Source organism: Curtobacterium sp. RM9 (assembly GCF_054956955.1).
Window position 1 is genome coordinate 435929 of record NZ_CM143271.1, and the last position, 21585, is coordinate 457513.

Annotated in this window: 18 protein-coding genes; 11 read left to right on the plus strand and 7 right to left on the minus strand. The window is 71.7% G+C overall.

The features are described from left to right. Positions 1–95 precede the first annotated feature (95 nt). Positions 96–521 (plus strand): DUF3151 domain-containing protein, encoded by a 426-nt coding sequence (locus ACY3FI_RS02160; RefSeq protein ID WP_462549090.1) that lies wholly within the window; start codon positions 96–98, stop codon positions 519–521. A 136-nt stretch (positions 522–657) separates the two neighbouring features. Here the strand turns inward: ACY3FI_RS02160 and ACY3FI_RS02165 are convergent, their stop codons facing one another. The 4 genes from ACY3FI_RS02165 to ACY3FI_RS02180 are packed head-to-tail and all read right to left on the minus strand — an operon-like array spanning position 658 to position 7089. Continuing rightward, on the minus strand, positions 658–3702 hold the full coding sequence (locus tag ACY3FI_RS02165) for a glycoside hydrolase family 2 TIM barrel-domain containing protein (RefSeq protein WP_462549091.1): 3045 nt from the start codon (positions 3700–3702) through the stop codon (positions 658–660). Beyond that, complete coding sequence (locus ACY3FI_RS02170; RefSeq protein ID WP_462549092.1) at positions 3699–4634, minus strand: carbohydrate ABC transporter permease; 936 nt, start codon at positions 4632–4634, stop codon at positions 3699–3701. Before ACY3FI_RS02170 ends, ACY3FI_RS02165 begins: the two co-directional genes overlap by 4 nt. Further along, the gene (locus ACY3FI_RS02175) at positions 4631–5728 is read right to left on the minus strand and encodes a carbohydrate ABC transporter permease (protein ID WP_462549093.1); all 1098 of its coding nucleotides are present in this window, start codon (positions 5726–5728) and stop codon (positions 4631–4633) included. Before ACY3FI_RS02175 ends, ACY3FI_RS02170 begins: the two co-directional genes overlap by 4 nt. Then, positions 5725–7089: an extracellular solute-binding protein gene (locus ACY3FI_RS02180; protein ID WP_462549094.1), complete on the minus strand. Its 1365-nt coding sequence runs from the start codon at positions 7087–7089 to the stop codon at positions 5725–5727. The genes ACY3FI_RS02175 and ACY3FI_RS02180 overlap by 4 nt, the downstream gene beginning before the upstream one ends. A 280-nt stretch (positions 7090–7369) precedes the next feature. On the opposite strand from ACY3FI_RS02180, the gene ACY3FI_RS02185 reads away from it, so the two are divergent. Then, a complete protein-coding gene (locus ACY3FI_RS02185) occupies positions 7370–7723 on the plus strand; it encodes a hypothetical protein (protein WP_462549095.1) in 354 nt (117 codons plus the stop codon). Continuing rightward, positions 7723–8889: a baeRF2 domain-containing protein gene (locus tag ACY3FI_RS02190; RefSeq protein ID WP_462549096.1), complete on the plus strand. Its 1167-nt coding sequence runs from the start codon at positions 7723–7725 to the stop codon at positions 8887–8889. Before ACY3FI_RS02185 ends, ACY3FI_RS02190 begins: the two co-directional genes overlap by 1 nt. A gap of 134 nt (positions 8890–9023) precedes the next feature. On the opposite strand, the gene ACY3FI_RS02195 is transcribed toward ACY3FI_RS02190, so the two are convergent. After that, positions 9024–10169 carry an MFS transporter gene (locus tag ACY3FI_RS02195; RefSeq protein WP_462550390.1) on the minus strand — a complete coding sequence of 382 codons (1146 nt, stop codon included), beginning with the start codon at positions 10167–10169 and terminating at the stop codon, positions 9024–9026. 111 nt (positions 10170–10280) lie between these two features. Here ACY3FI_RS02195 and ACY3FI_RS02200 point away from each other — a divergent pair, with 111 nt between their 5' ends. Next, on the plus strand, positions 10281–10982 hold the full coding sequence (locus ACY3FI_RS02200) for a GntR family transcriptional regulator (protein ID WP_462549097.1): 702 nt from the start codon (positions 10281–10283) through the stop codon (positions 10980–10982). Between the two features lie 249 nt (positions 10983–11231). Here the strand turns inward: ACY3FI_RS02200 and ACY3FI_RS02205 are convergent, their stop codons facing one another. Then, a complete protein-coding gene (locus ACY3FI_RS02205; RefSeq protein ID WP_462549098.1) occupies positions 11232–11387 on the minus strand; it encodes a hypothetical protein in 156 nt (51 codons plus the stop codon). Positions 11388–11610: 223 nt separating this feature from the next. Here ACY3FI_RS02205 and ACY3FI_RS02210 point away from each other — a divergent pair, with 223 nt between their 5' ends. The 7 genes from ACY3FI_RS02210 (at position 11611) to ACY3FI_RS02240 (ending at position 20563) form a co-directional block, all read left to right on the plus strand. Continuing rightward, positions 11611–12714 (plus strand): LacI family DNA-binding transcriptional regulator, encoded by a 1104-nt coding sequence (locus ACY3FI_RS02210; RefSeq protein WP_462549099.1) that lies wholly within the window; start codon positions 11611–11613, stop codon positions 12712–12714. 258 nt (positions 12715–12972) lie between these two features. Beyond that, positions 12973–14787: an ABC transporter substrate-binding protein gene (locus tag ACY3FI_RS02215; RefSeq protein WP_462549100.1), complete on the plus strand. Its 1815-nt coding sequence runs from the start codon at positions 12973–12975 to the stop codon at positions 14785–14787. Beyond that, on the plus strand, positions 14784–15764 hold the full coding sequence (locus ACY3FI_RS02220; protein ID WP_462549101.1) for an ABC transporter permease: 981 nt from the start codon (positions 14784–14786) through the stop codon (positions 15762–15764). Before ACY3FI_RS02215 ends, ACY3FI_RS02220 begins: the two co-directional genes overlap by 4 nt. Then, positions 15761–16708 carry an ABC transporter permease gene (locus ACY3FI_RS02225; protein WP_462549102.1) on the plus strand — a complete coding sequence of 316 codons (948 nt, stop codon included), beginning with the start codon at positions 15761–15763 and terminating at the stop codon, positions 16706–16708. Before ACY3FI_RS02220 ends, ACY3FI_RS02225 begins: the two co-directional genes overlap by 4 nt. After that, positions 16705–18489, plus strand: a complete 1785-nt coding sequence (locus tag ACY3FI_RS02230; protein ID WP_462549103.1) for an ABC transporter ATP-binding protein — start codon at positions 16705–16707, stop codon at positions 18487–18489. Before ACY3FI_RS02225 ends, ACY3FI_RS02230 begins: the two co-directional genes overlap by 4 nt. Continuing rightward, a complete protein-coding gene (locus tag ACY3FI_RS02235; protein WP_462549104.1) occupies positions 18486–19358 on the plus strand; it encodes an alpha/beta fold hydrolase in 873 nt (290 codons plus the stop codon). Before ACY3FI_RS02230 ends, ACY3FI_RS02235 begins: the two co-directional genes overlap by 4 nt. Positions 19359–19366: 8 nt before the next feature. Next, entirely contained in the window at positions 19367–20563 is a 1197-nt protein-coding gene (locus tag ACY3FI_RS02240) for a glycoside hydrolase family 1 protein (protein ID WP_462550391.1), read from the plus strand. Between the two features lie 76 nt (positions 20564–20639). Here the strand turns inward: ACY3FI_RS02240 and ACY3FI_RS02245 are convergent, their stop codons facing one another. Then, a complete protein-coding gene (locus ACY3FI_RS02245) occupies positions 20640–21566 on the minus strand; it encodes an ankyrin repeat domain-containing protein (RefSeq protein WP_462549105.1) in 927 nt (308 codons plus the stop codon). Positions 21567–21585 lie beyond the last annotated feature (19 nt).

The following is a 21585-nucleotide window of genomic DNA, read 5'->3' on the forward strand; positions in this document are numbered from 1 at the left end:
GTCGGTCTCCCGCCCCGGCTGCCCCGCGATGACGACGAGGTGCCTCCACCGTAGGCCTGGTGCGGCACGACGGCAAGAGGTGACAGGCTGGAGGCATGCCGGAGAACCTGCTGCCCGACCCGACCGCGAACCCCGCGACCCTGCTGCCCGAGGAGCCGGAGGTGACCGCCGCCCTCGCCGCCGACACCCCGGTGTCGAGCGTCGTCGTGTCGCACCCCGCGTCGAGCCTGGCGTGGGCACTGCTCGCCGACGAGGCGTGGGAGCGCGGCGCGACGCTGGAGTCCTACGCCTACGCCCGCGTCGGGTACCACCGCGGCCTCGACGCCCTGCGGAAGGCGGGGTGGCGCGGCGCCGGGCCCGTGCCGTGGTCGCACGAGCCGAACCGTGGGGTGCTCCGTGCCCTGTTCGCGCTCCGCCGTGCCGCGTCCGCGATCGAGGAGCCGGGCGAGCCCGAGCGCCTCACCGCGTTCCTCGACTCGTCGGACCCGGAGGCGCTGCGCGCGCTCGCCGCGGGCGAGTAGCGGGCGCCGGGCGCCCGGGTGCCGCGCGCCGCGCCCCTGCGACGGAACCAGGTTCCGGACACAACACCACGGAGAACCGCGGTGCCGAGTCCGGACCCTGGTTCCGCAGCGCCCGCCCCGCGCCCGCGCCCGCGCGCTACCCGAGCACCACGCTCCACGAGTACGCCGCCGGCCACAGCTGGTGCTCCGGCAGCACGTCGAGCCCGCACGCCCGTGACCCCAGCCCGTGCTGCGCCGCGTCGAGGTACAGGTACGCGTGGTCCGGCGTCGGCAGCTCGACCGGGTGCGTCGCCCGCGTCACCTGTTGCGCGGTCCACGGCGTGAGCGTGAAGCCCGCCCGGTGCGCCCCGACCGTCGTCACCGTGAACGGCCCCACCGACAGCGAGCGCAGCGCCGGCCGGTGCCCGCTCTCCTGCGGCATCGAGTAGTCCACCGTCAGCGCGCGGACCGGCGCCGTGAACCGTCCGACCCGAGCCGCGTGCGACGAGTCCGCGTAGGACTCCGCCGGCCCGGTCCCGAACCACGTCGCCTCGTCGTCGAGCAGCGACGCGGGCAGGTCGAACCGGACGCCGATCCGCGGCCACGTGACGTCCCAGGCGCCGAAGGGCACGGCGTCGGTCTGCAGCAGCAGCCCGGAGTCGGTCAGGGTCCAGCGGTGCGTGACGTCCACGCCCCACGCGCTGTTCGCGGCCGCGATGCGCACGCGCTGCTCCAGCCCGGAGGTGGTCCGGTCGACCGAGACCAGCCGGTGCGTGAGCCGGTCCAACCCGCGAGCGCGCCACCGCACCGCCGATGCCGGCGCATCCGGGTCGCCGACGCCGCCGGTGAGCACCGGGTCGGCGGTCTCGTAGCCGCCCTGCGAGGCGAGGCTGTCGTTGTCCGTCGGCGCGCGCCACAGCTCCAGGCGCGGGCCCGCGACCTCGTGTCCCTTCCAGGACACCAGGTCGCCACGGGCGCTGAACGTCCCGTCGCCGAGACGGTCGTCGTCCCAGCCCGACCTGGAGGCGCGGGGCACGTCCGCCTCGCGCGACGCGACGAGCCGCTGGGCACGTGCGACGACGTGGCCGGTGTCCGCCCACGAGGTCGGGCCCGCCAGCTCCGCGGTGATCTCGAACCACAGTTCGTCGCCCGCGGCGAGCGCGTCCGTTGCGAGCGCGGCCGCGGCGAGCACCTCGTCGGGCACCGGCACCGTGGCCGACTCCCGCGCCGCAACGACGCCGGGTGCGAGGCGACCCGACGCCTCGACGATCCCGTTCCGCGACAGCGTCCAGCAGAACCGCAGGCCCGCCGTCGAGGCCGAGTGGTACCGGTTCTCGACGAGCACCGTCCGGTCCGACAGCGAGATCCGGATCGGTGCGACGACGGCCGCGAACTCCGCCAGGCCCGGGGTGGGGGTGTCGTCCGGCAGCACGAGGCCGTCCATCACGAAGTTGCCGTCGTGCACGACCTCGCCGAAGTCGCCGCCGTACGCGTGGTAGTCCTGCCCGTCGGCGGTCCGGGCGAGCAGCCCGTGGTCCCGCCACTCCCACACGAACCCGCCGTGCAGCCGCGGGTAGGTGTCGACCAGGTCCTCGTACTCCTTGATCTGTCCGGGGCCGTTGCCCATCGCGTGCACGTACTCGCAGTGCAGGAACGGCTTCGACCGCTGCCGAGCGGCCTCGGCGGGACCGCAGCCCAGCAGGGGAGTGGCCGGTCCGCCGCCGATCGACGCGGTCTCCTGCAGCGTCGGGTACATGCGCGAGTAGACGTCGGTGTACGCGCCGGTGTAGTCGCCCTCGTAGTGCACCGGACGCTCGTCGTCACGGTCGTGCACCCACTGCGACATCGCCGCGAGGTTCCGGCCGGTGCCGGACTCGTTGCCGAGGGACCACATCACGATGGACGCGTGGTTCTTGTCCCGTTCGACGGTGCGCGCGATCCGGTCGAGGTAGGCGTCGCGCCAGGCCGGGTCGTCCGAGGGGTTGCCGACCCAGTCGGTGAAGATGAACCCGTGCGTCTCGAGGTCGCACTCCAGGACCACCCAGAAGCCCAGCTCGTCCGCGAGGTCGAGCACGCGCGGGTGCGGCGGGTAGTGCGAGGTCCGGATGGCGTTGACGTTGTTCCGCTTCATCAGCGACATGTCCGCGCGGGCGTGCTCCTCGTCGAAGACCCGGCCCCGGACCGGGTGCGTCTCGTGCCGGTTGACGCCGTGGAACACCACCCGCTCGCCGTTCACCAGGAACCGGTCCCCGACGATCGACACCGTCCGGAAGCCGAGCCGCAGCGAGACGGTCTCGCCCCCGGCGGACGTGGTCGACACCGTCGCGTCGTACAGCGTCGGCAGCTCGGCGCTCCACGGTTCGACGCCCTCGACGGTGATCGGCGCGACGTCCTCCGCCGACTGCCAGGTGACGTCGACACCCAGGTCGGGGACGGCGAACCGCACCGGGAACACCGCGTCGAGGGTCGGGAACGTGATCGTGCCCGTCCCCGTGGCCGGTCGCCCGGACGCGGCGGTGCCGGCGGTCGCGGCGTCACCCAGCGTGGCGGTCCACCCGGCCCGGACGAACACGTCGTCGACCGGCGCCGTCGGACGGGCGAGCAGCGTGACGTCGCGGAAGATGCCCGGCAGCCACCACTGGTCCTGGTCCTCCAGGTACGAGGCGGCGCTCCACTGGTGCACGCGGACGAGCAGCTCGTTCGTGCCCGCCACGAGCAGCGACGTCACGTCGAACTCCGTGGCGAGCCGAGACCCGGTCGACCAGCCGACCTCCGTGCCGTTCAGCCACACCCGGAAGTGCGACTCGACGCCGTCGAACCGCAGCAGCACCCGGGCGGCTCCGTCGAAGGACGACGGCAGCGTGAAGGTGCGTCGGTGGTCGCCGGTGGGGTTCTCCTCCGGCGGGTGCGGCGGGTCGATCGGGAACGGGTACTGCAGGTTCGTGTAGCTCGGCGCACCGTGCCCGTGCAGGACCCAGTGCGACGGCACCGGCAGTGTGCCCCACTCGTCCGAGACCCCCGGCAGCGGCACGTCCGCGACGGGCGACCACCGGAAGTCCCACTCCCCGGCCAGTGACAGCGACGGCGCGTCGGTGTGCAACCAGGCCCGCGGTGCCAGCCGGGTCTCCGAGCCCGGTGCCGTCGAGGAGAGCGCCGCGAGTGCGGCTGCGGTGGTGGTGGACGAGTGCGCAGCGATGGTCAACCCTTGACCGATCCTTCCGTGAGGCCCCCGCGCCAGAAGCGCTGCAGGACGATGATGGCGATGACGAGCGGGATGACCGAGACGAGCACCCCGCCGGTGGTGAGCTGGTAGAACTCGGGCAGCCGGTCCACCTGGGCACGCCAGTTGTTCAGTCCCAGTGTGATCGGGTACAGCTTCTGGTCTGCCAGCATGATCAGCGGCAGGAAGAAGTTGTTCCAGATCCCGACCACCTGGAACAGGAACACGGTGACGAGCGCTGGTGTGAGCTGCCGGAGCACGATGGTGTGGAAGATCCGCATTTCGCCCGCTCCGTCGATCCGGGCCTGTTCCAGGAGCGCGGTGTCGACCGAGGCCGCCGCGTAGACCCGGCAGAGGAACAGCCCGAACGGGGACACGAGGCTCGGGATGAGCACGCTCCAGTACGTGTCGGTCAGTCCCATCGTCGAGAACAGCAGGAAGAGCGGCAGGGCGGTCGCGGTACCCGGCACGAGCACGCCGCCGAGGATGGTCCCGAACACGAGCTGCCGTCCGCGGAACTCGTACTTCGCGAGCGCGTAGCCGCCGGCCGCCGCGAAGTACGTCGCGAGGACCGCGCCGACGCCGGAGTACAGGATGCTGTTCGCGATCCACCGGACGAAGATCCCGCCGTCGTACGAGAACACCTGCTGGATGTTGCTGAACAGCGCGAACTCGCCGCCGAACCAGAACCCGCTCGTGCTGAACAGCGCCCCGGTGGTCTTCGTCGCTGCGATCACGACCCAGTACAGCGGCACGAGGAAGTAGATCGCGACGAGGACGAGGATGCCCGTCACGACGATCTGCGACCCGGCGGAGCGGTCGAGCTTCCGGCGCTGGTGCGCGGTGATCGAGGTGGTGTCGACGGGCTCCCCGGCCCGCTCGGTCGCCGGCGCCTGGATGGCTTCGCTGGTCATGCGTCTGCTCCCGTCGTTCCGTTCGTGTCGTGCTGCGGACCGGTGCCGGACTGGAGGCGCGGTGCGGCCTGGGTGGTGACCACCGGTCGGGCGGATGCGCGCGTCTGGAGCGCGCGCCGCGCCTCCAGACCGTCTCGCCTCGCCCGCTTCCGGCGGTCCCGCTCGTCTCGCGGCGGGCGGTTCGTGAGCGCGAGGAACGCGAAGGACAGGACGAACGCGGCCAGCGCGATGATCACGGCCTGGGCACTGGCGACGCCGTACTCGTTGAACGCGAACGCGTTCGTGTACGCGGCGTAGTTCGGGGTGTACTCGGTGTCGATGGCCGGCGCGACCGTGGACAGGATCTGCGGCTCCGCGAAGAGCTGCAGCGTCCCGATGATCGAGAACACCGTCGTGAGCACCAGGGCCGGGGCGATGAGCGGGATCTGGATCCGCCAGGCGACCTGGAAGGGGCCGGCGCCGTCCACCTTGGCGGCCTCGTAGACCTCGCCGGGGATCGACTTGAGCTGCGCCACGATGATGAGCATGTTGTAGCCGGTGTAGGTCCACGTGACGATGTTCGCGATCGACCACAGCACGCTGTTCGCGCCGAGGAAGTCCGGCTGCAGCCCCATCGACTGCAGGAGCGACACGATCGGCGAGAGTCCGGGGACGTAGAGGAACGACCAGAGGATCGTCGCGATGACCCCGGGGACGCCGTACGGCATGAAGTAGACCGCCCGGAAGAACGCCGGCCAGCGGGCGCTCGCCGACTCCAGCAGCAGCGCCAGGATCGTGCACGCGATGATCATCACGGGCACCTGCACGATGCCGAACAGCAACATCCGGCCGATCGAGGCGACGAACCCGAAGTCCTGCAGGGCGATCGCGTAGTTGTCGAACCCGGCGAAGCGGCCGACGACCCCGTCCTCGCCGAACAGGCCCTCGCGGTCGACGGTGGTGAAGCTCTGGAACAGCGCGCTGATGATCGGGATGACGAACGTCAGGACGAAGAGCGCCAGGAACGGGGCCAGGAGCACCCACGGGGCACGCTTCTGCGCACTCGTGGCCTTGGTGCTCGTGCGGAAGCCGGAGCGCGGCTGCGTGGCGGTCATCGTGCGGTCCTGACGCTGAGGCCCTTGTCCTTGAAGGACTGGACGATCTCGGCCTGGGCGCGCTCGACGGCGTCGGCGAGCCTGAGGTTGCCGGTGATCTTCCGACGGAACTGGTTCTGCAGCGACGTGAAGGCCGACTGCGTCACCGGCGACCACGACCAGTCGACGTTCTGCTCCTTGGCGGCGGGGACGAAGACGTCCTCGTTGTAGTTCTGCCCGGAGAACCACGCCGACGGCTTCTCGCGCTGCGCGCCGATGTAGTCCTTCGCCGGGGACCAGCCGATCCCGCAGTACTTGATCATCGCGTCGATGCCCTCCCGCGACGTGGTCATCCACGTGATGAACTCGAGCGCTTCCTTCGGGTGCTTCGCGTTCGCCAGGACGGCCGCGCTCGAGCCGCCGATCGCGCTCGACCCGAAGCCGGATGCGTCCCACTTCTGCATGGGGGCGACCTTCCACTTCCCCTTGCTGCCCTGGATCGACTCGATGAGGGCGTCGCCCCAGCTCGCGCTCGTGACGGCGGCGATCCGGCCGCTGGCGCACGCGGCGTACCACCCGGGGGAGTAGGCGCCGGCGCTCGTGTCGACCAGGTCGTCGTCGATGCAGCCGTCGAAGAAGTCGGCCACCTTCATCGTGGCGTCGTCGGTCATGTCCACGACCCACTCGTCACCGTCGACCTTGAACCAGCGGGCGCCCGCCTGCTGGGCGTACGCGGCGAACGGCGAGGCGTCGGCGACCGGGAACACCTCGAGGTAGTTCTGCTTCCCGGTCTTCCGGACCCGGTCGGCGAGCACCTTCCACTCGTCCCACGTCGTCGGGGGTTCGCCGCCGGCCCGCTCGAGGATCGCGGTCTGGTAGTAGAAGCCCATGGGCCCGGTGTCCTGGGGGATGCCGTAGACCCCGTCGACGAAGGAGACCTGCGCCCACGCGGCGTCGTCGTACTGCGACGCGAAGTCCTTCGCCCCGTACCGGGCGAGGTCGACCAGCCCGTTCGCGAGCATGAACTCCGGGATCTGCCGGAGCTCGACCTGCCCGATGTCCGGACCGCCACCGGCCGCGAGCGCGGAGTACATCTTCTGGTACCCGCCGGAGTTGCCGCCGGGGATCCAGTTTGCGGTGACCTGGATGTGCGGGTTCTGCGCGTTCCAGACGTCGCAGACCTTCTGCAGGTCCTTGAGCCACGCCCAGTAGGTGAGCTGGACGGTCTCACCGCCCGCTGCGGCGGGGATGAGCGCCGCCTTGTTGACGTTGGTCGAGCCGGGGACGGCGCACCCGGCGAGGAGGCCGGTCGCAGCCGCGCCGAGGCCGAAGCCCAACAGCTGTCGTCTCGAGATGGACGGTCGGTCAGGTGATGGCGCCATTGCCTGCACTCCGGTTCGTCGTCGGACTGGGGTTCCCCTCACCCTGACACGGAACCGAGTGGTGCTGTGCTTTCACGAGGCATTCACGGCCGGGTGTGACCTCCGCGTGACCCGGGGTCCGCCGAACGGCCGACCGGCCCGATGCTGCGCGTTCGCTCCGACCTCCGAACGCGCCCGGCCACGAGCGCGCACGGTGGGGCACCAGAGCAACCAGATCGCCGTGACGGCGACGGCCGCACCGCGGTCGGGCACGCCGGCGGCACGAACGGGAGGACAGGCGATGACCGATCGCGGGAACACCACCCACCGGCCGGAGCTCGACGAGCAGCTCGCGCACGAGGCGCAGAGCATCGTCCAGGGTCACGGCAGCAACGCCCACGTCGAGGAGTTCCGGCAGTCCGAGCCGGTGCCCGACGACACCGACAGCCCGGAGACCGTCGCCGCCTCCGGCTACGCGGGCGAGGGCGAGGGGACGCTCGTCGACGACACGACGGACACCACCGCCGTCAGCGATCCGGACGTGCCCGAGGCCGCGGCGGACGGGACGGTCTTCACGACGGAGACGGACTCCGGGTCGGGCTCCGGCTCCGGCTCGGTCGCGGACGCGGACGCGGACGCGGGGGAGGAGTCCTGATGGCCCAGACCACGCGCGAGCGGACCGCCCTGCAGCCCGACCTCGTCCAGGCCCTGCAGACGCCGGGCACCTGGACGTGGGCGTACGTCGACGCCTCGGGCAACCGCGAGGACCCGCGACGCCTGGCCGCCCTGCAGCGCCGCACGGTCTCGGATGCCCTGAAGGGACAGCAGTGTTCGGAGCGGGCCGCGCAGCTCATCGAGGAGGAACTCGTCGAGCAGCCCGGCGTGCCCGCGCCCGTGGCCCGCTACGTGCTCGTCCGCGACGACGAGCTCGTGCTCAGCGAGGTCCTGCCCGGGCACCTGCACGGCCAGGAGTCGATCGGCACCGGCGCCGTCCCCGACCTGCTGCCCCTGCTCGCCCACCGTCCGTTCGACCTGCCGTTCCTGGTCGTCACCGTCGGCCGCGAGGGCGGCGGGTTCCGCGGCTACCGCCTCGGGCACGCGCCGAGCGGTGCTGCCGAGGACGAACAGCGCGTGCAGGGCCGCACGGACACGCTGCACTACGCGAAGGCCGGCACCGGGTGGAAGCAGCCGCACTGGCAGGCGCACACGGAGGAGATCTGGAAGCAGACCGCCGGAGAGGTCGCGGCAGCGATCGACGAGGCGGTGCGGACGACCTCTGCGCGTCTGGTCGTCGTCGCCGGGGACGTCCGCGCCCGCGAACTGCTGCGTGGTGAGCTCTCGTCGTCGACCAGGGCGCTCGTCACCGAGGTGGCCGTCGACCCCCGGGCTGACGACGCCTCCGAGAAGGCGCTCGTGCAGCACGTCGACCTCGCGCTCGCCCGGATCCTGGCGTCGCGGCGGCACGACGTGCAGGACCTCCTCCGCACGCACGAGGGCCGAGGCGACCACGAGAGCGTCACCGGCGTCGGGTCGGTGGTGTCGGCGCTGCAGCAGGCGCAGGCCGCCGTCGTCGCCCTCGACGCCGGGGCACTGGGCGACCGGACGCTCTACGCGCTCGACGCCGCGCCGTGGGTCGCCACCGCACCCGAGCAGGCAGCGGGGGCGGGGGTGCTCGGGCAGGTGCCCGCGGCGTGCGCGCTCGTCCGCGCGGTCGTGCTCACCGATGCCGAGCTCGTCCTGGTGAACGCGGCGTCGCTGCCGAGCGGTGCCCCGGCATCGGCGCTCCTGCGCTGGCCCGCCGGTCCCGCCGTCCCCGCCTGACCCGCGGGGCACCGGCGCCGGGCGCTTCCGGGCGTACCTGGTGTTCCCGGGCGTACCTGGTGGTCCCGGACGACCAGGTACGCCCGTTCCCGCCTTCCGTCGCAGACGTCGTGGAAGGAACGGGCGCGCCGGAGTCAGTCGTGTGAACGGTCCCGCCGTGGGACGAGCGGCAGCGCGAGCAGCGGCAGGACCCCGACGATCGAGAACGACGCGGCGAAGCCGACCGCCCCGACGAGGGCACCGACACCCGGACCGACGGCGCTCGCCGCGATGAACTGCCCGGTGTTCTGCGCCCCGAGGGCCCGGCCCGACCAGAAGGGCCCCGCCGCCTCGGCCACCGATGTGTACGCCAGACCGTTGTCCGCGACCGTCACGCTCGTCGCGATCACGAGGAACACCGCCGCGGCCGCGAGGTGCGTGACGTCGACGAGCGCGAGCAGCCCCATCACCGCTGCGGCGCTCACGGCCACGACCCGGAGCGGCCCGACGCGGGAGCCGGCCCGGTCGCTCCACACGCCGACGAGGATCCGCCCGACCGCACCGACGAACTGCGACCCGCCGACGAGCAGCCCGGCCGCGGGCGTCGACCACCCGAGCCCGACGAGCCAGACCAGCCCGTAGGTCGAGAGCGTGAACTGCGGGACCACGAGCAGCACGGACACCGCGTGGATCCGCCAGAGGAACCCGGTCGTCCGGTACGGGTTCGCGACGTGCTCGACCGGGGCGTCGCCGCGTGCCGGTCGCGGCGGGTTCCGGATCCCGAGGGCGCAGAGCACCGCGAGCACGGCACAGAGCGCCACCGGCAGGACCAGCGCTGCGCGGATGCCCGACGCGTCGGCGAGCTGGGGCACCGTGACGGCCGCGAGGGTCACCCCGAGCGGCTGGGACATCTGCCGGATGCCCATCGCCAGCCCGCGACGCTTTTTCGGGAACCAGCCGACCACCACCCGCCCGCTCGCCGCGTTCGTCGAGGCGCTCGTCATCCCGCCCGCGAGGAACGCCAGACCGAGCAGCACCGGGTCGCCAGCGGCTGCCCAGGCCCCGAGGGCAGCGGCGGTGGTCAGCACGAGCCCGCCCGCGATCACGACCCGCTCGCCGAACCGGTCGGTGACGGCGCCCCAGGCGATCAGCGTGAGGACCATCCCGAACGTCGGGGCGGCGGCGAGCAGCCCGGCGACGGGCAGCGTCGTTCCGTGCGCGTGCAGGTACGGGATGAGGAGCGCTGGCGCCGAGACCACGAGCGTCCCGGCGGCCTGCGCGGCGACGCCGAGCGCGAGCATCGTCCATGCTGAGCGGGGGGTGGGCACGGTGGCACTCGTCTCGTCGTGGAACCAATTGGTATACCAAAACGGTATACCATCCTCGCTCCTCCGGCACTAGGCTGGTGCGCCGTGACCGAGACGACCGAAGCCACGCCCGTGTCGCAGACGAGTCAGCTCTACGACAACCTCCGTTCCGCGATCCTGACGCTCGAGATCGCACCCGGGGAGCGGATCTCGGAGCGGGGCCTCGAGGCGCGGTTCCACGCCTCACGGACCCCCGTGCGCGCGGCGCTCTCGCGGCTCGAACGCGAGGGGCTCATCCTGCACGAAGGACGCTCGTGGACGGTCACCCCGATCGACCTCGACGAGATCGCGTCGCTGGCCGAACTCCGCGGCATCCTCGAACCCGCTGCTGCACGGCTCGCGGTCGACCGCGCCAGCCACGAGCAGCTCGACGAGGTCCGCGCGCACCTCGACGACCTGCGCCGTACCCCCGACCGCGAGGCCGGCATCCGGATGGGATCGACCTTCCACCTCGACCTGGCGGAGCTCGGCGGCAACCGCTTCGTCACCGACGCCATCGCCGACGCCCTGACCCGCCTGGAACGCACCCGGTGGATCGAGGTCCGCACGCCCGAGGCCCGCGAGGCCGCGTGGGAGGAGCACAGTGCGATCCTCGATGCCCTCCGAGCCGGGGACGGCGACCGCGCTGCCGACCTGCTCGCGGCGCACGTGGCGGGCACGAACGAGCGGCTCCTGTCGTGGATCGCGCAGGAGCGTCGGCGGCTGCGGGGCGCAGGGATGGCGATCGTGGGCAGCACCGACCGCTGACGAGCGGATCGGGCCGCCCGGCACCGAGCGCCAGCGCGCGGGTCGGGCCGCGCAGCACCGAGCGCTGAAGCGCGGGTCAGGTCGCGCCGGACCGGACCACGCGGCGCGATGGGCCGCAGACAGGACCGGCGCCCCTCGACCCGGCCCCCGACCGCGACGCGACCACCCGCGGAGGCGCCGCGCGGAACCAGCCCGCACCGCGCCTCCCGGGCGGACCGCGACCGGGACCGGCGCCGCGTCAGCGGCGGATCAGGGTCTCGTGGTCGGGTCCTCGGACCCGTCGATCCCCTCGGACAGCGTCGATGCGCCGTGCTCCGTGTGCTCGAGCAGCGCGTCGCGCACCTCGGCCTCGTCGGTGGTGAGCCGGATGGCGTGCTTGCTGCCGGACCGTGTCGACTGTGACATGTCGTTCCTCCTGTGTGCGTGGGCATCGGGTGGTGCAGGCCGCCGGCCTGCGGATGCGCTTCCTCACGGGACGTACTGAGGTCGGACCAGTGTGCCGCTCCTCGTCCGCGCCCCGCAAGGCTGCCCGGCAACCTGTGGAGGAGTCGGCTGCGGGGCCGTGCCTAGGATGGTCCGGCCGCACGGACGCGGCTCGCGGGACGCGACACCGGACGGGAGGCACGGCATGGGCGCGCAGCGCACCGCACCTCCCACGGTCTACGACGTCGCCTCCGAGGCGGGCGTGTCGATCGCCACCGTCTCGCGCGTGCTCCGCACGCCCGACGCCGTCCGCGAGGGCACCCGCGACCGGGTGCAGGCCGCGATCCGCAGCCTCGGCTACGTGCCGTCCGGCAATGCGCGGGCACTGGCCGGCAAGCGGACCGGCGTGGTCGGACTCCTGCTGCCGGGGTTCGACGTCGTGCCGGACGAACGGCCCGACCTCGTGACCGACGGCGGCGTCCGGGTGGTCGACGACCGGCGACACGTGACGCAGCCGTTCTCGTCCAACCTGTACTTCGACGAGGTCCTCCGCGGCGCGGAGACCGAGGCATGGCAGCGCGGACTGGCGCTGATGGTCGCGGCCGGACGAGGGTCCTCGCGGGACGTCATCGTGAACGACGTCGCCGGGCGGGTGGACGGCCTCGCGGTGCTGGCACAGACCGTGCCTGACGACCTGCTCGAGCACGTCGCCCGGCGCATCCCGGTCGTGGTGCTCGCCGACGACCGGCGATCGCACGGCTTCGACTCGGTGAGCGTCGACAACGCCGCGGGGATGCGGACGCTGGCGTCGCACGTGATCGGCCGGCTCGGCATCCGCTCGCTCGTCTACCTCGCCGGGCCGATCGACTCGCCCGACGACATGGAACGGTCGGCGGGCTTCCGGCAGGCGCTCGCCGACCACGGTCTGCCGGCCGGCGCCGTCCGGGTCGTGCACGGCGACTTCGGGCGGGTGCGGGCTCGGGAACTCGCCGCCGGGCTGCTCGACGGTGCCGAGGTGCCCCGGGCGATCGTCTGCTCGAACGACCAGTCCGCGCTCGGGGTGCTCGACGCCGCGGCAGCGCGGGGGATCCGGGTGCCGGAGGACCTCGTCGTCACGGGTTTCGACGGCATCGACGCCGGTCGGTTCTCGACACCGCGCCTCACGACCGTGCACCAGCCGATGGGGGAGCTCGGGCGTGCAGCCGTGCGGGCGATCGTCGACCGGACCGAGCGCCGGGAGGGGCCGCCCCGGGCCGTGCGTCTGCCGGTCGAGGTGCTGCTGCGCGAGAGCTGCCCGCCGTCGCTGTAGCGCCGCCGGAACCGCCGGGCCATCGCCGGACGCCGGTGCCGACCGCGGCCGCCGCGGCGAACGCGCAACATCTGTCACGCTCGGGCCGGCCGCTGACGATTTGTGCACTCGCCCCGCAGGTGAGCGGCATGTCGTGCACGCTCGGTCGCGGGAGCTCGGCCACGCGTGCCGCCCCTGCACGGAATCCTCGGGTTGCACCCGGTGATGTAAGCGCATACATTAGCCGGGTACCCACTCGACACGGAGGTCGACCGAGCAATGACGCTTCCCCCACAGCGCACGCCGGAGCGCACCGCGCGCGGCACTGCACGCGGTGACGCACCAGGCGCAACGCCAGGCACCGCACGCGGCACCGCACACCCCGCCGCGCAGCGCGCCCGGCGCCGCGGCCGCCTCGCGGCCGCGCTCGCCGGCATCGCCGTCGTGGCCCTCGCCGCCACCGGCTGCAGCATCCAGGTCCGCTCCCAGCCGGACCCGAGCATCGGCAAGGACACGATGCTCATCAACGCGGACCGCGGCAACCCGCTGTTCGACCGCAACTTCAACCCGTACATCCCGAACGCCCGCACCGCGAGCAAGTGGATGTACGAGCCCCTCATCGAGATCAACCCGCTCGACGGCAAGGGCACCCCGTGGCTCGCGAGCGCGTGGACGCAGCCGGACGCGAAGACGATCGACATGACGATCCGCACGGGCGTCGTGTGGTCGGACGGCACCCGGTTCACCCCGGAGGACGTCCTCTTCACGTTCGACCTGCTCAAGAAGTTCCCCGCGATGGACGTCAAGGGCGCCTGGCAGCACATCGACCGCATCGAGCGGGACGGCGACCACGTCGTGTTCCACCTCAAGGGCGAGGACGTCCCGAGCCTCAACATCATCGGCGCGACGTACGTCCTGCCCGAGCACCACTACGGCAAGGTGAAGGACCCCGTCACGTGGCGCGACCCGGACCCGGTCGGGACCGGCCCCTTCGTGCTCGGCAACTACTCCGACCAGCAGTACTCGATGGACAAGAACCCGACGTACTGGCAGGCCGACGAGATCGCGATCAAGCACCTCGTCCTCCCCGCGACGAACACGCAGCTCGACACCGTCACCCGCGGGTACGACTGGGCGTACTCGTTCATCTCCGACGTCAAGGGCACCTGGGGTGCGGCGTCGCCGGACAACAAGTGGTGGTTCCCGGCGGGCGGCGTCACCGGCCTCATCCCGAACCTGACCAAGGCGCCGTACAACGACGTCAACGTCCGCAAGGGGATTTCGTACGCGCTCGACCGTGACGGCATCGCCGAGACCGCGTCCGAGGGCAACCTCAGCGCCGCGGGCCAGACCGGTCTGATCCTGCCGAACCAGGAGCAGTACCTCGACCCGTCGATCCCGGACCAGGGGATGATCACGCAGGACACCGACCGCGCGCTGGCCGAGTTCGCCAAGTCCGGCTACGTCCAGCAGGGCGGCAAGCTCGTCAAGGACGGCAAGCAGCTCGAGATCGACCTGATGACGGCGAACGGCTACTCCGACTGGCTCCGGGCCGCACAGCAGGTGCAGCGTGACCTCGGGAAGATCGGTGTGAAGGTGCAGATCCAGGCGCCGCAGCCCGCCGGCTACCAGCAGAACATCAACAACGGCAAGTTCGACATGGCGATGGGCGGCATGGGGAACGGCGACGTCTTCCAGGCCTACAACTCCCTGCTGTCGAGCGACTTCTACCAGCCGGTCGGCACGTCGACGGTGAACAACTTCGAGCGGTACCGCAACGCGGACACCCAGAAGCTCCTCGACGAGTACCGCGGCACGACCGACACGGCCGAGCAGCAGCAGATCCTGAACCAGCTGCAGAAGGTCGTGTACGACGACCTGCCCGTGATCGGCATGTACTACGGCGGGCTCTGGGGTCTGTTCAACACCGGCAAGTTCGTCGGGTGGCCGAGCGCGGAGGACCCCTACATGGCGCCGCAGAACTACGACTCGGCACCGCTGCTCATCTTCACCAAGCTCCGTCTCCGTGACAGCGCCGCGGGCCGGGCGATCCTCGAAGGAACGAAGAACCAGACGAAGGAGGCAGGCAAGTGAAGTACATCCTCCAGAAACTCGTCCTCTTCGTCCTGACCCTCTGGGCCGCGGTCACGCTCAACTTCGTGCTCCCGCGCCTGATGCCGGGCAGCCCGTCCGACGCAGCACTCGCGAAGCTCAGCCAGAACGGACCCGTCACCGACGCCACGAAGAAGGCCATCGAGGCCCAGCTCGGCGTCCCCAGCGGCAACCTCTGGGACCAGTACGTCAGCTACCTGCACCAGGTCGTCACCCTCGACTTCGGCACGAGCTACACGTTCTACCCGCAGCCCGTCGGCGACCTGGTCGGCCGTGCCCTGCCGTACACGCTCGTGCTCGTCGGCACGGTCACGGTCCTCGCGTTCGTGATCGGCACGTTGATCGGCGTCGCGGCGGCCTGGAAGCGCGGCACCTGGCTCGACTCGCTCCCGACCCTGTCCGGCTCGTTCATGTCGACGTTCCCGTACTTCTGGACCGCACTCCTGCTGCTGTTCTTCCTCGGCTACGTCCTGCACTGGTTCCCGACCACCGGGGCCTCCTCGGCGACGAGCGTGCCGGGCTGGAACGGCGAGTACGTCGGCGACGTCCTGCGGCACGCGATCCTGCCGGCCGTGACGATCCTCGTGACGAGCCTCGGCGGCTGGATCATCGGCATGCGCAACGCGATGATCAACACCCTCGGCGACGACTACGTCACCTTCGCCGAGGCGAACGGCCTCCGCGGCCGGACGGTCGCCGTCCGGTACGCCGCACGGAACGCGATCCTGCCGAACCTGACCGGCTTCGGCCTGGCGCTCGGCGGCGTGGTCGGTGGCTCGGTGCTGGTCGAGCAGGTGTTCGGCTACCCGGGCATCGGCTACCTGCTGTTCAACGCCGTGATCGGGCAGGACTACCCGCTCATGCAGGCCCTCTTCCTGATGATCACCGTGTCGGTGCTCATCGCCAACTTCATCGTGGACGTCCTCTACGGCGTCCTGGACCCGAGGACGCGCCGATGACCACCACGAAAGCACCGGACAGCACGGTCGCCGTACGCACCCAAGACGGCCAGCACGCCCCATCCAAGCTCAAGGCCGCCGCCCGCCAGTTCGGTGTCGTCTGGAGCAACACCAAGGCCCGCGTCGGCCTCTGCATCCTCGGCTTCTTCGTCCTGGTCGCGATCGCCGCACCGCTCCTCGCCCCCTACGGCGCGAGCCAGAACGGCTTCGCCCGCAACGCCGACGCCACCTGGGCGCACTGGATGGGCACCACCGCCGCCGGCGAGGACGTGCTGAGCCAGCTCATCTACGGCGCCCGGGTCTCCGTGCTCGTCGGCGCGGTCGCGGGCTTCCTGTCCACCCTCGTCGCCGTCGCGATCGGTCTCAGCTGGGGCTACATCCGCGGCTGGGTCGCCGAGGTCATCGGGTTCATCGTGAACCTGTTCCTCGTCATCCCGGGCCTTCCCCTGATGATCGTCATCGCGGCGTACCTGCAGAACGGCGGCATCACGGTCATCATCGCCGTGATCGTCGTCACCGGCTGGGCCTGGGGCGCCCGCGTCCTGCGCAGCCAGACGCAGTCCCTCCGCAGCCGGGACTTCGTGACCGCGGCACAGTTCTCCGGGGACGGCGCGACCCGCATCGTCTTCCGCGAGATCCTGCCGAACATGACGAGCCTCATCGTCGGCAGCTTCTTCGGTGCCGCGACGAGCGCGATCCTCGCCGAGGCGGGCCTCGAGTTCCTCGGTCTCGGTGACTCGTCGATCGTCAGCTGGGGCACGATCCTCTACTGGGCGCAGAACTCGAACGCGCTGCTCACCGGCCAGTGGATCCTGCTGTTCGCCCCCGGCCTCTGCATCGCCCTCCTGGCGATGAGCCTCACCCTCATCAACTTCGGCGTCGACGCCGTGTCCAACCCGCGGCTGCGCGACGGCGCGCGTCGCAAGAAGGAGGTCACCGCATGAGCGGCGCAAGCAGCGACGGCCTGGAGGCACGGGGCGGCGCCGCCACGCGCCTCCAGTCCGGAACGACCCAGGCCCAGGGCCGGACCGACGTCCTCCTCGACGTCCGCGACCTGTCCGTCGTCTACGAGTCGGCCGGCCAGACGGCCGTCCAGGCCGTCGACCACGTCTCCTTCAGCCTGCGCAAGGGGGAGTTCGTCGGCCTGGTCGGCGAGTCCGGCTCCGGCAAGTCGACGCTCGGCTACGCGCTCACCCGGCTGCAGAAGCCGCCGGCGAGGACGAACGGCGGCAGCATCGTCTTCGGTGGTGCGGACATCCGCGACCTCGACGACGAAGCACTCCGGCAGCAGCGTCAGGGCGGCTTCGCGATGGTGCTGCAGTCCGGCATGAACGCGCTCAACCCGGTGCGGACCGTCCGCAACCACTTCGTCGACGTCTTCAAGGCGCACGGACACGTGCCCCGCGAGCGGTGGGACGCCCGGATGCGGGAGCTGATCGGCAAGGTGAAGCTGCCCGAGACCATGCTGGCGCGGTACCCGGGGGAGCTGTCCGGCGGCATGCGGCAGCGCGTGTCGATCGCCCTCGCCCTGTCGCTCGAGCCGCAGCTCATGGTGTTCGACGAACCGACCACGGCCCTCGACGTCCTCGTGCAGCACGCGGTGATGGACACGATCATCGAGCTGCAGCGCTCCGAGGGGTTCACCGCGATCCTGATCAGCCACGACCTCGGCATCGTGCTCGAGGCGACCGAGCGCGTGCTCGTCATGCACGAGGGACGGATCGTCGAGGACGGTCGTTCGCTCGAGGTGCTCCGTGACCCGCAGGACGACTACACGAAGATGCTGCTGTCGCACTACGCGGACCCGCGCGCGGAGGTCGTTTCGCTCCCGGGGTTCCCGGACCGGTCGCTGCGCTCGTCCGAGGGCACGACGCGACAGGAGACGACGTCGTCGTTCAGCACCGTCGGCTCCCGCGAGCGCAGCGCCGCCCGCAACCCGATCGTCGTCGACCACCTCGTGAAGACCTACCCCGCGCCTCGCCGGGGCGAGCAGCCCGTGCAGGCGGTCCGCGACGTGTCGTTCACCCTCGAGCCCGGGCAGTCGCTCGCCCTCGTCGGGCAGTCCGGCTCGGGCAAGTCGACCATCGCGAAGATGCTGACCGGCGTCGAGCAGCCGACCAGTGGCACGGTGCGCTTCGGCGACACGGACGTGGCTCGTCTGGGCAGACGCGGGCTGAAGGACCTGCGCTCCGAGGTGCAGATGGTCTTCCAGGACCCGTACGCGGCGCTCAACCCGCTGCACACCGTGGAGTACATCCTGTCCCGGCCGATCGCGAACTACACCGGCCTGCGCGGGCGTGATGCCCGGCGCCGGATGCTCGAGATCCTCGAGACCGTGGGCCTGACGCCCGTCGAGCAGTTCGCGCAGAAGCTGCCGCACCAGCTCTCCGGCGGGCAGCGGCAGCGCGTGGTCATCGCCCGAGCGCTCGCGAGCGACCCGCAGGTGATCATCGCCGACGAGCCCGTCTCGATGCTCGACGTCACCCTGCGCGCCGGCGTGCTCGCGCTGCTCGAGGACCTGCGGGAGCAGTGGGGCGTGTCGCTCCTCTACATCACGCACGACCTGCTCAGCGCCCGGCTGATCACCGACGACATCATGGTGCTGCACGACGGTGCCGTGGTGGAGCGGGGCCGCACGGCCGAGGTGCTGCAGCACCCGCAGGACGACTACACGGTCGCGCTGCTGGACGCGGTGCCGAACCCGCGGCGGACACTGCTCGCATGAGCACCCTCCACGCGTTCCCGCCCGTCCCGGCCTTCGGCCACCTGCCCACGCCCGAGGGGGTCGACGTCGTCGGCATCGACCTGCCCGTCGGCCGGCTCACCGCCTACCGGGTCGTGCCGACGGGGGAGTCGAAGGGCACGGTCCTGATCGTCCCGGGGTACACCGGCTCGAAGGAGGACTGGCGCACCTTCATGCCGCTCCTCCGCGACGCCGGCTGGACCGCGGTCGCGATCAGCCGCCGTGGCCAGGCCGACTCGGCCGCGCCGACGTCGCCGTCCGACTACACGCTCGACGAAGAGGCCGCCGACGTCGTCCGGGTGGCCGCGCTGCTCGACGACGGCGCGCCCGTGCACCTCGTCGGGCACTCGCTCGGAGGGGTCATCGCCCGCGAGGCGGCCATCGCCTCCCCGCGCTCGTTCCGCAGCCTCGTGCAGTTCTGCTCCGGCCCGTACGGCTGGCCCTACCGCAAGGTCGCCGAGCTGACGATCCTGCACGACACCGGCGGCAACAACCGCCAGCTGTTCGACTCGACGAACCCGCTCTGGGCGTACCGGCCCGACGAGGAGCTCCCCGACGACGTCCGGATGGTCCGCGACCGTTTCGACGCCACGAGCCCGCTCAGCGTCATCGCCGGCGGCCACGTCCTCGAGGACCACACCGACTCGTCCGCCGAGCTCCGCGCGACCGGGCTCCCCGTCCTCGTGGCGCACGGGGAGTGGGACGGCGCCTGGCCGATCCCGTGGCAGCGGCAGATGGCGGCGGACACCGGCGCACGGTACGAGGTCGTCCCCACGAGCTACCACGGCCCCCACGTCGAGAACCCAGCGGCGACGCTCGCCGTCTTCGATCGGTTCTTCTCCACTCTCTGAAAGGCTCCATCATCACCACGCTCCAGTTCCCCGACGGCTTCCTCTGGGGTGCCGCCACCGCCGCCCACCAGATCGAGGGCAACAACGTAGGCAGCAACTGGTGGGTGCACGAGCACGAGCCCGACACCACCATCGTCGAACCCTCCGGAGACGCCGCGGACAGCTACCACCGCTACCGCGAGGACATCCGCATCGCCGCCGACCTCGGGCTGAACTCCTACCGGTTCAGCATCGAGTGGGCCCGCATCGAGCCGGAGCGCGGGCACGTCTCCCGTGCCGAGATCGACCACTACCGCCGCATGGTCGAGGCCTGTCATGACGCCGGCATCGAACCGATCGTCACCCTCATGCACTTCACCGTGCCGCGGTGGTTCGAGCGCGACGGCTTCTGGCGCGCCGACGACGCGGCCGACCTGTTCGCCCGGTACACCGAGGCCGCCCTGCCCGTCGTGCAGGACGGCGTCCGCTACGTCTGCACGATCAACGAGCCGAACATCGCGGCGATGCTCGCCGGGGGAGAGGACGCCGCGAACCTGGTCGCCTACGGCCTGCCGAACCCCGACCTCGGTGTCGCCGACGCTCTGCTCGCGTCGCACAAGCGCTCCCGCGAGGTCCTGTCGCAGGTACCCGGCATCCAGTCCGGCTGGACGATCGCGACGCAGGCGTTCCGGGCGAACGGCGAGCCCGGCTCCGAGGAGATGCTCCGCGAGTACGGCTACCCGCGCGACGACTGGTACCTCGAGCAGGCCGCCGGCGACGACTTCCTCGGCGTGCAGGCCTACACGCGCACCTTCATCGGTGCCACGGGCCCGGTGCCGGTCGCGGACGACGTCGAGACCACCCTCACCGGCTGGGAGTTCTACCCCGAGGCCTCCGCCGACGGGCTCCGCAGCGCGTGGGAGCTGTCCGGCCACGTCCCGCTCATGATCACCGAGAACGGCATCGCCACCGCGGACGACTCTCGCCGCGTGGCCTACACGCAGGGCGCCCTCGAGGGCATCCACCGATGCATCGAGGACGGCATCGAGGTGTTGGGCTACCAGCACTGGTCCCTCCTCGACAACTACGAGTGGGCGTCGGGCTACCGCCCGACCTTCGGGCTCGTCGCCTGGGACCGCGAGACCTTCGCGCGCACGCCGAAGGACTCGGCGCGGTGGTACGGGCGGGTCGCGCAGGCGAACGCGCTCGAGACGCGTCGCGACTGACGCGACCCGGTGACGGTCTGGAGGCGCGTGGCGGCATCGCCGCGCGCCTCCAGACCGGCAGCCGGTCACCCCGCGATCAGCGGGTCGCCTCGTCGCTGGAGGGGTCGTCCGCCACGTGGGCCTCGCCCACGCCGTGCGCGTCGAACCAGGCGAGGAGCGCCTCCTCCGCCTTCCGCGACCCGCGCTCGCGCGCGAGGTCCAGCGCACTCCGCCCCTCAGCGTCCGCCACGGCCACGTCAGCGCCGCGTTCCAGCAGCGCCTCCGTCGTCCCGCGGCGGTCGAACCAGGCGGCCGCGTGCAGCGGCGCGAAGCCCCAGCGCGGATCGACCTCGTCGATCCCGCTCGGCTCCGCACCGAACCCGTCCAACTCGAGCGAGAGCCCGCCGACGTCGCCGTGGGCGGCAGCACGGACGGCCGGCATCGCCCACTCCACCCAGCCGTCCGGCACCGGTCCGTGCCAGCCGTGCGCAGGGCGGGACTCCAGGTCGCTCCACTGCTCCTCGCCGACCGGTCGCACCTCGACCACGACGTCGCGGAAGTGCACCGCGAGCTCGCCCGTGGGGGAGACGAGCAGCCGGAGTTCCCAGACGTCGGCGTCGACGTGCTCCAGTTCGCCACGGGAGACGTGCACGTCGCCGGCGAGCAGGTCGAGCGGGCCCGTGTCCGCCGGATCGAGCACGACACGATCGAAGCGGAGTCCGACGCGGGCGTGGTTCCACCGGCGCCAGAGGCCGTCCGGGGTGTCGAGCACCTCGTCGGTCCGGACCACGAACGCGGCGTGCACGGTGTGCAGCGGGGCCGCGTCGATGCCCGCGCTGTCGTGTCGGCCGGACTCCTCGACGCGCCAGTCGGCGATGCGGGCCTCGTTCCACGTGACGCTCGCGAGGGCCGCCACGGAGGGTGGGGCGTCGGTGACGAGTCTGGCGAGGTGCTCGGGGTAGCCCTCGACGTCCTCGAGGGAGACGTACCCGACCGCGGGCCAGCCCACTCGACTCCATCGCACGGTTCGACCCTACCGGCGG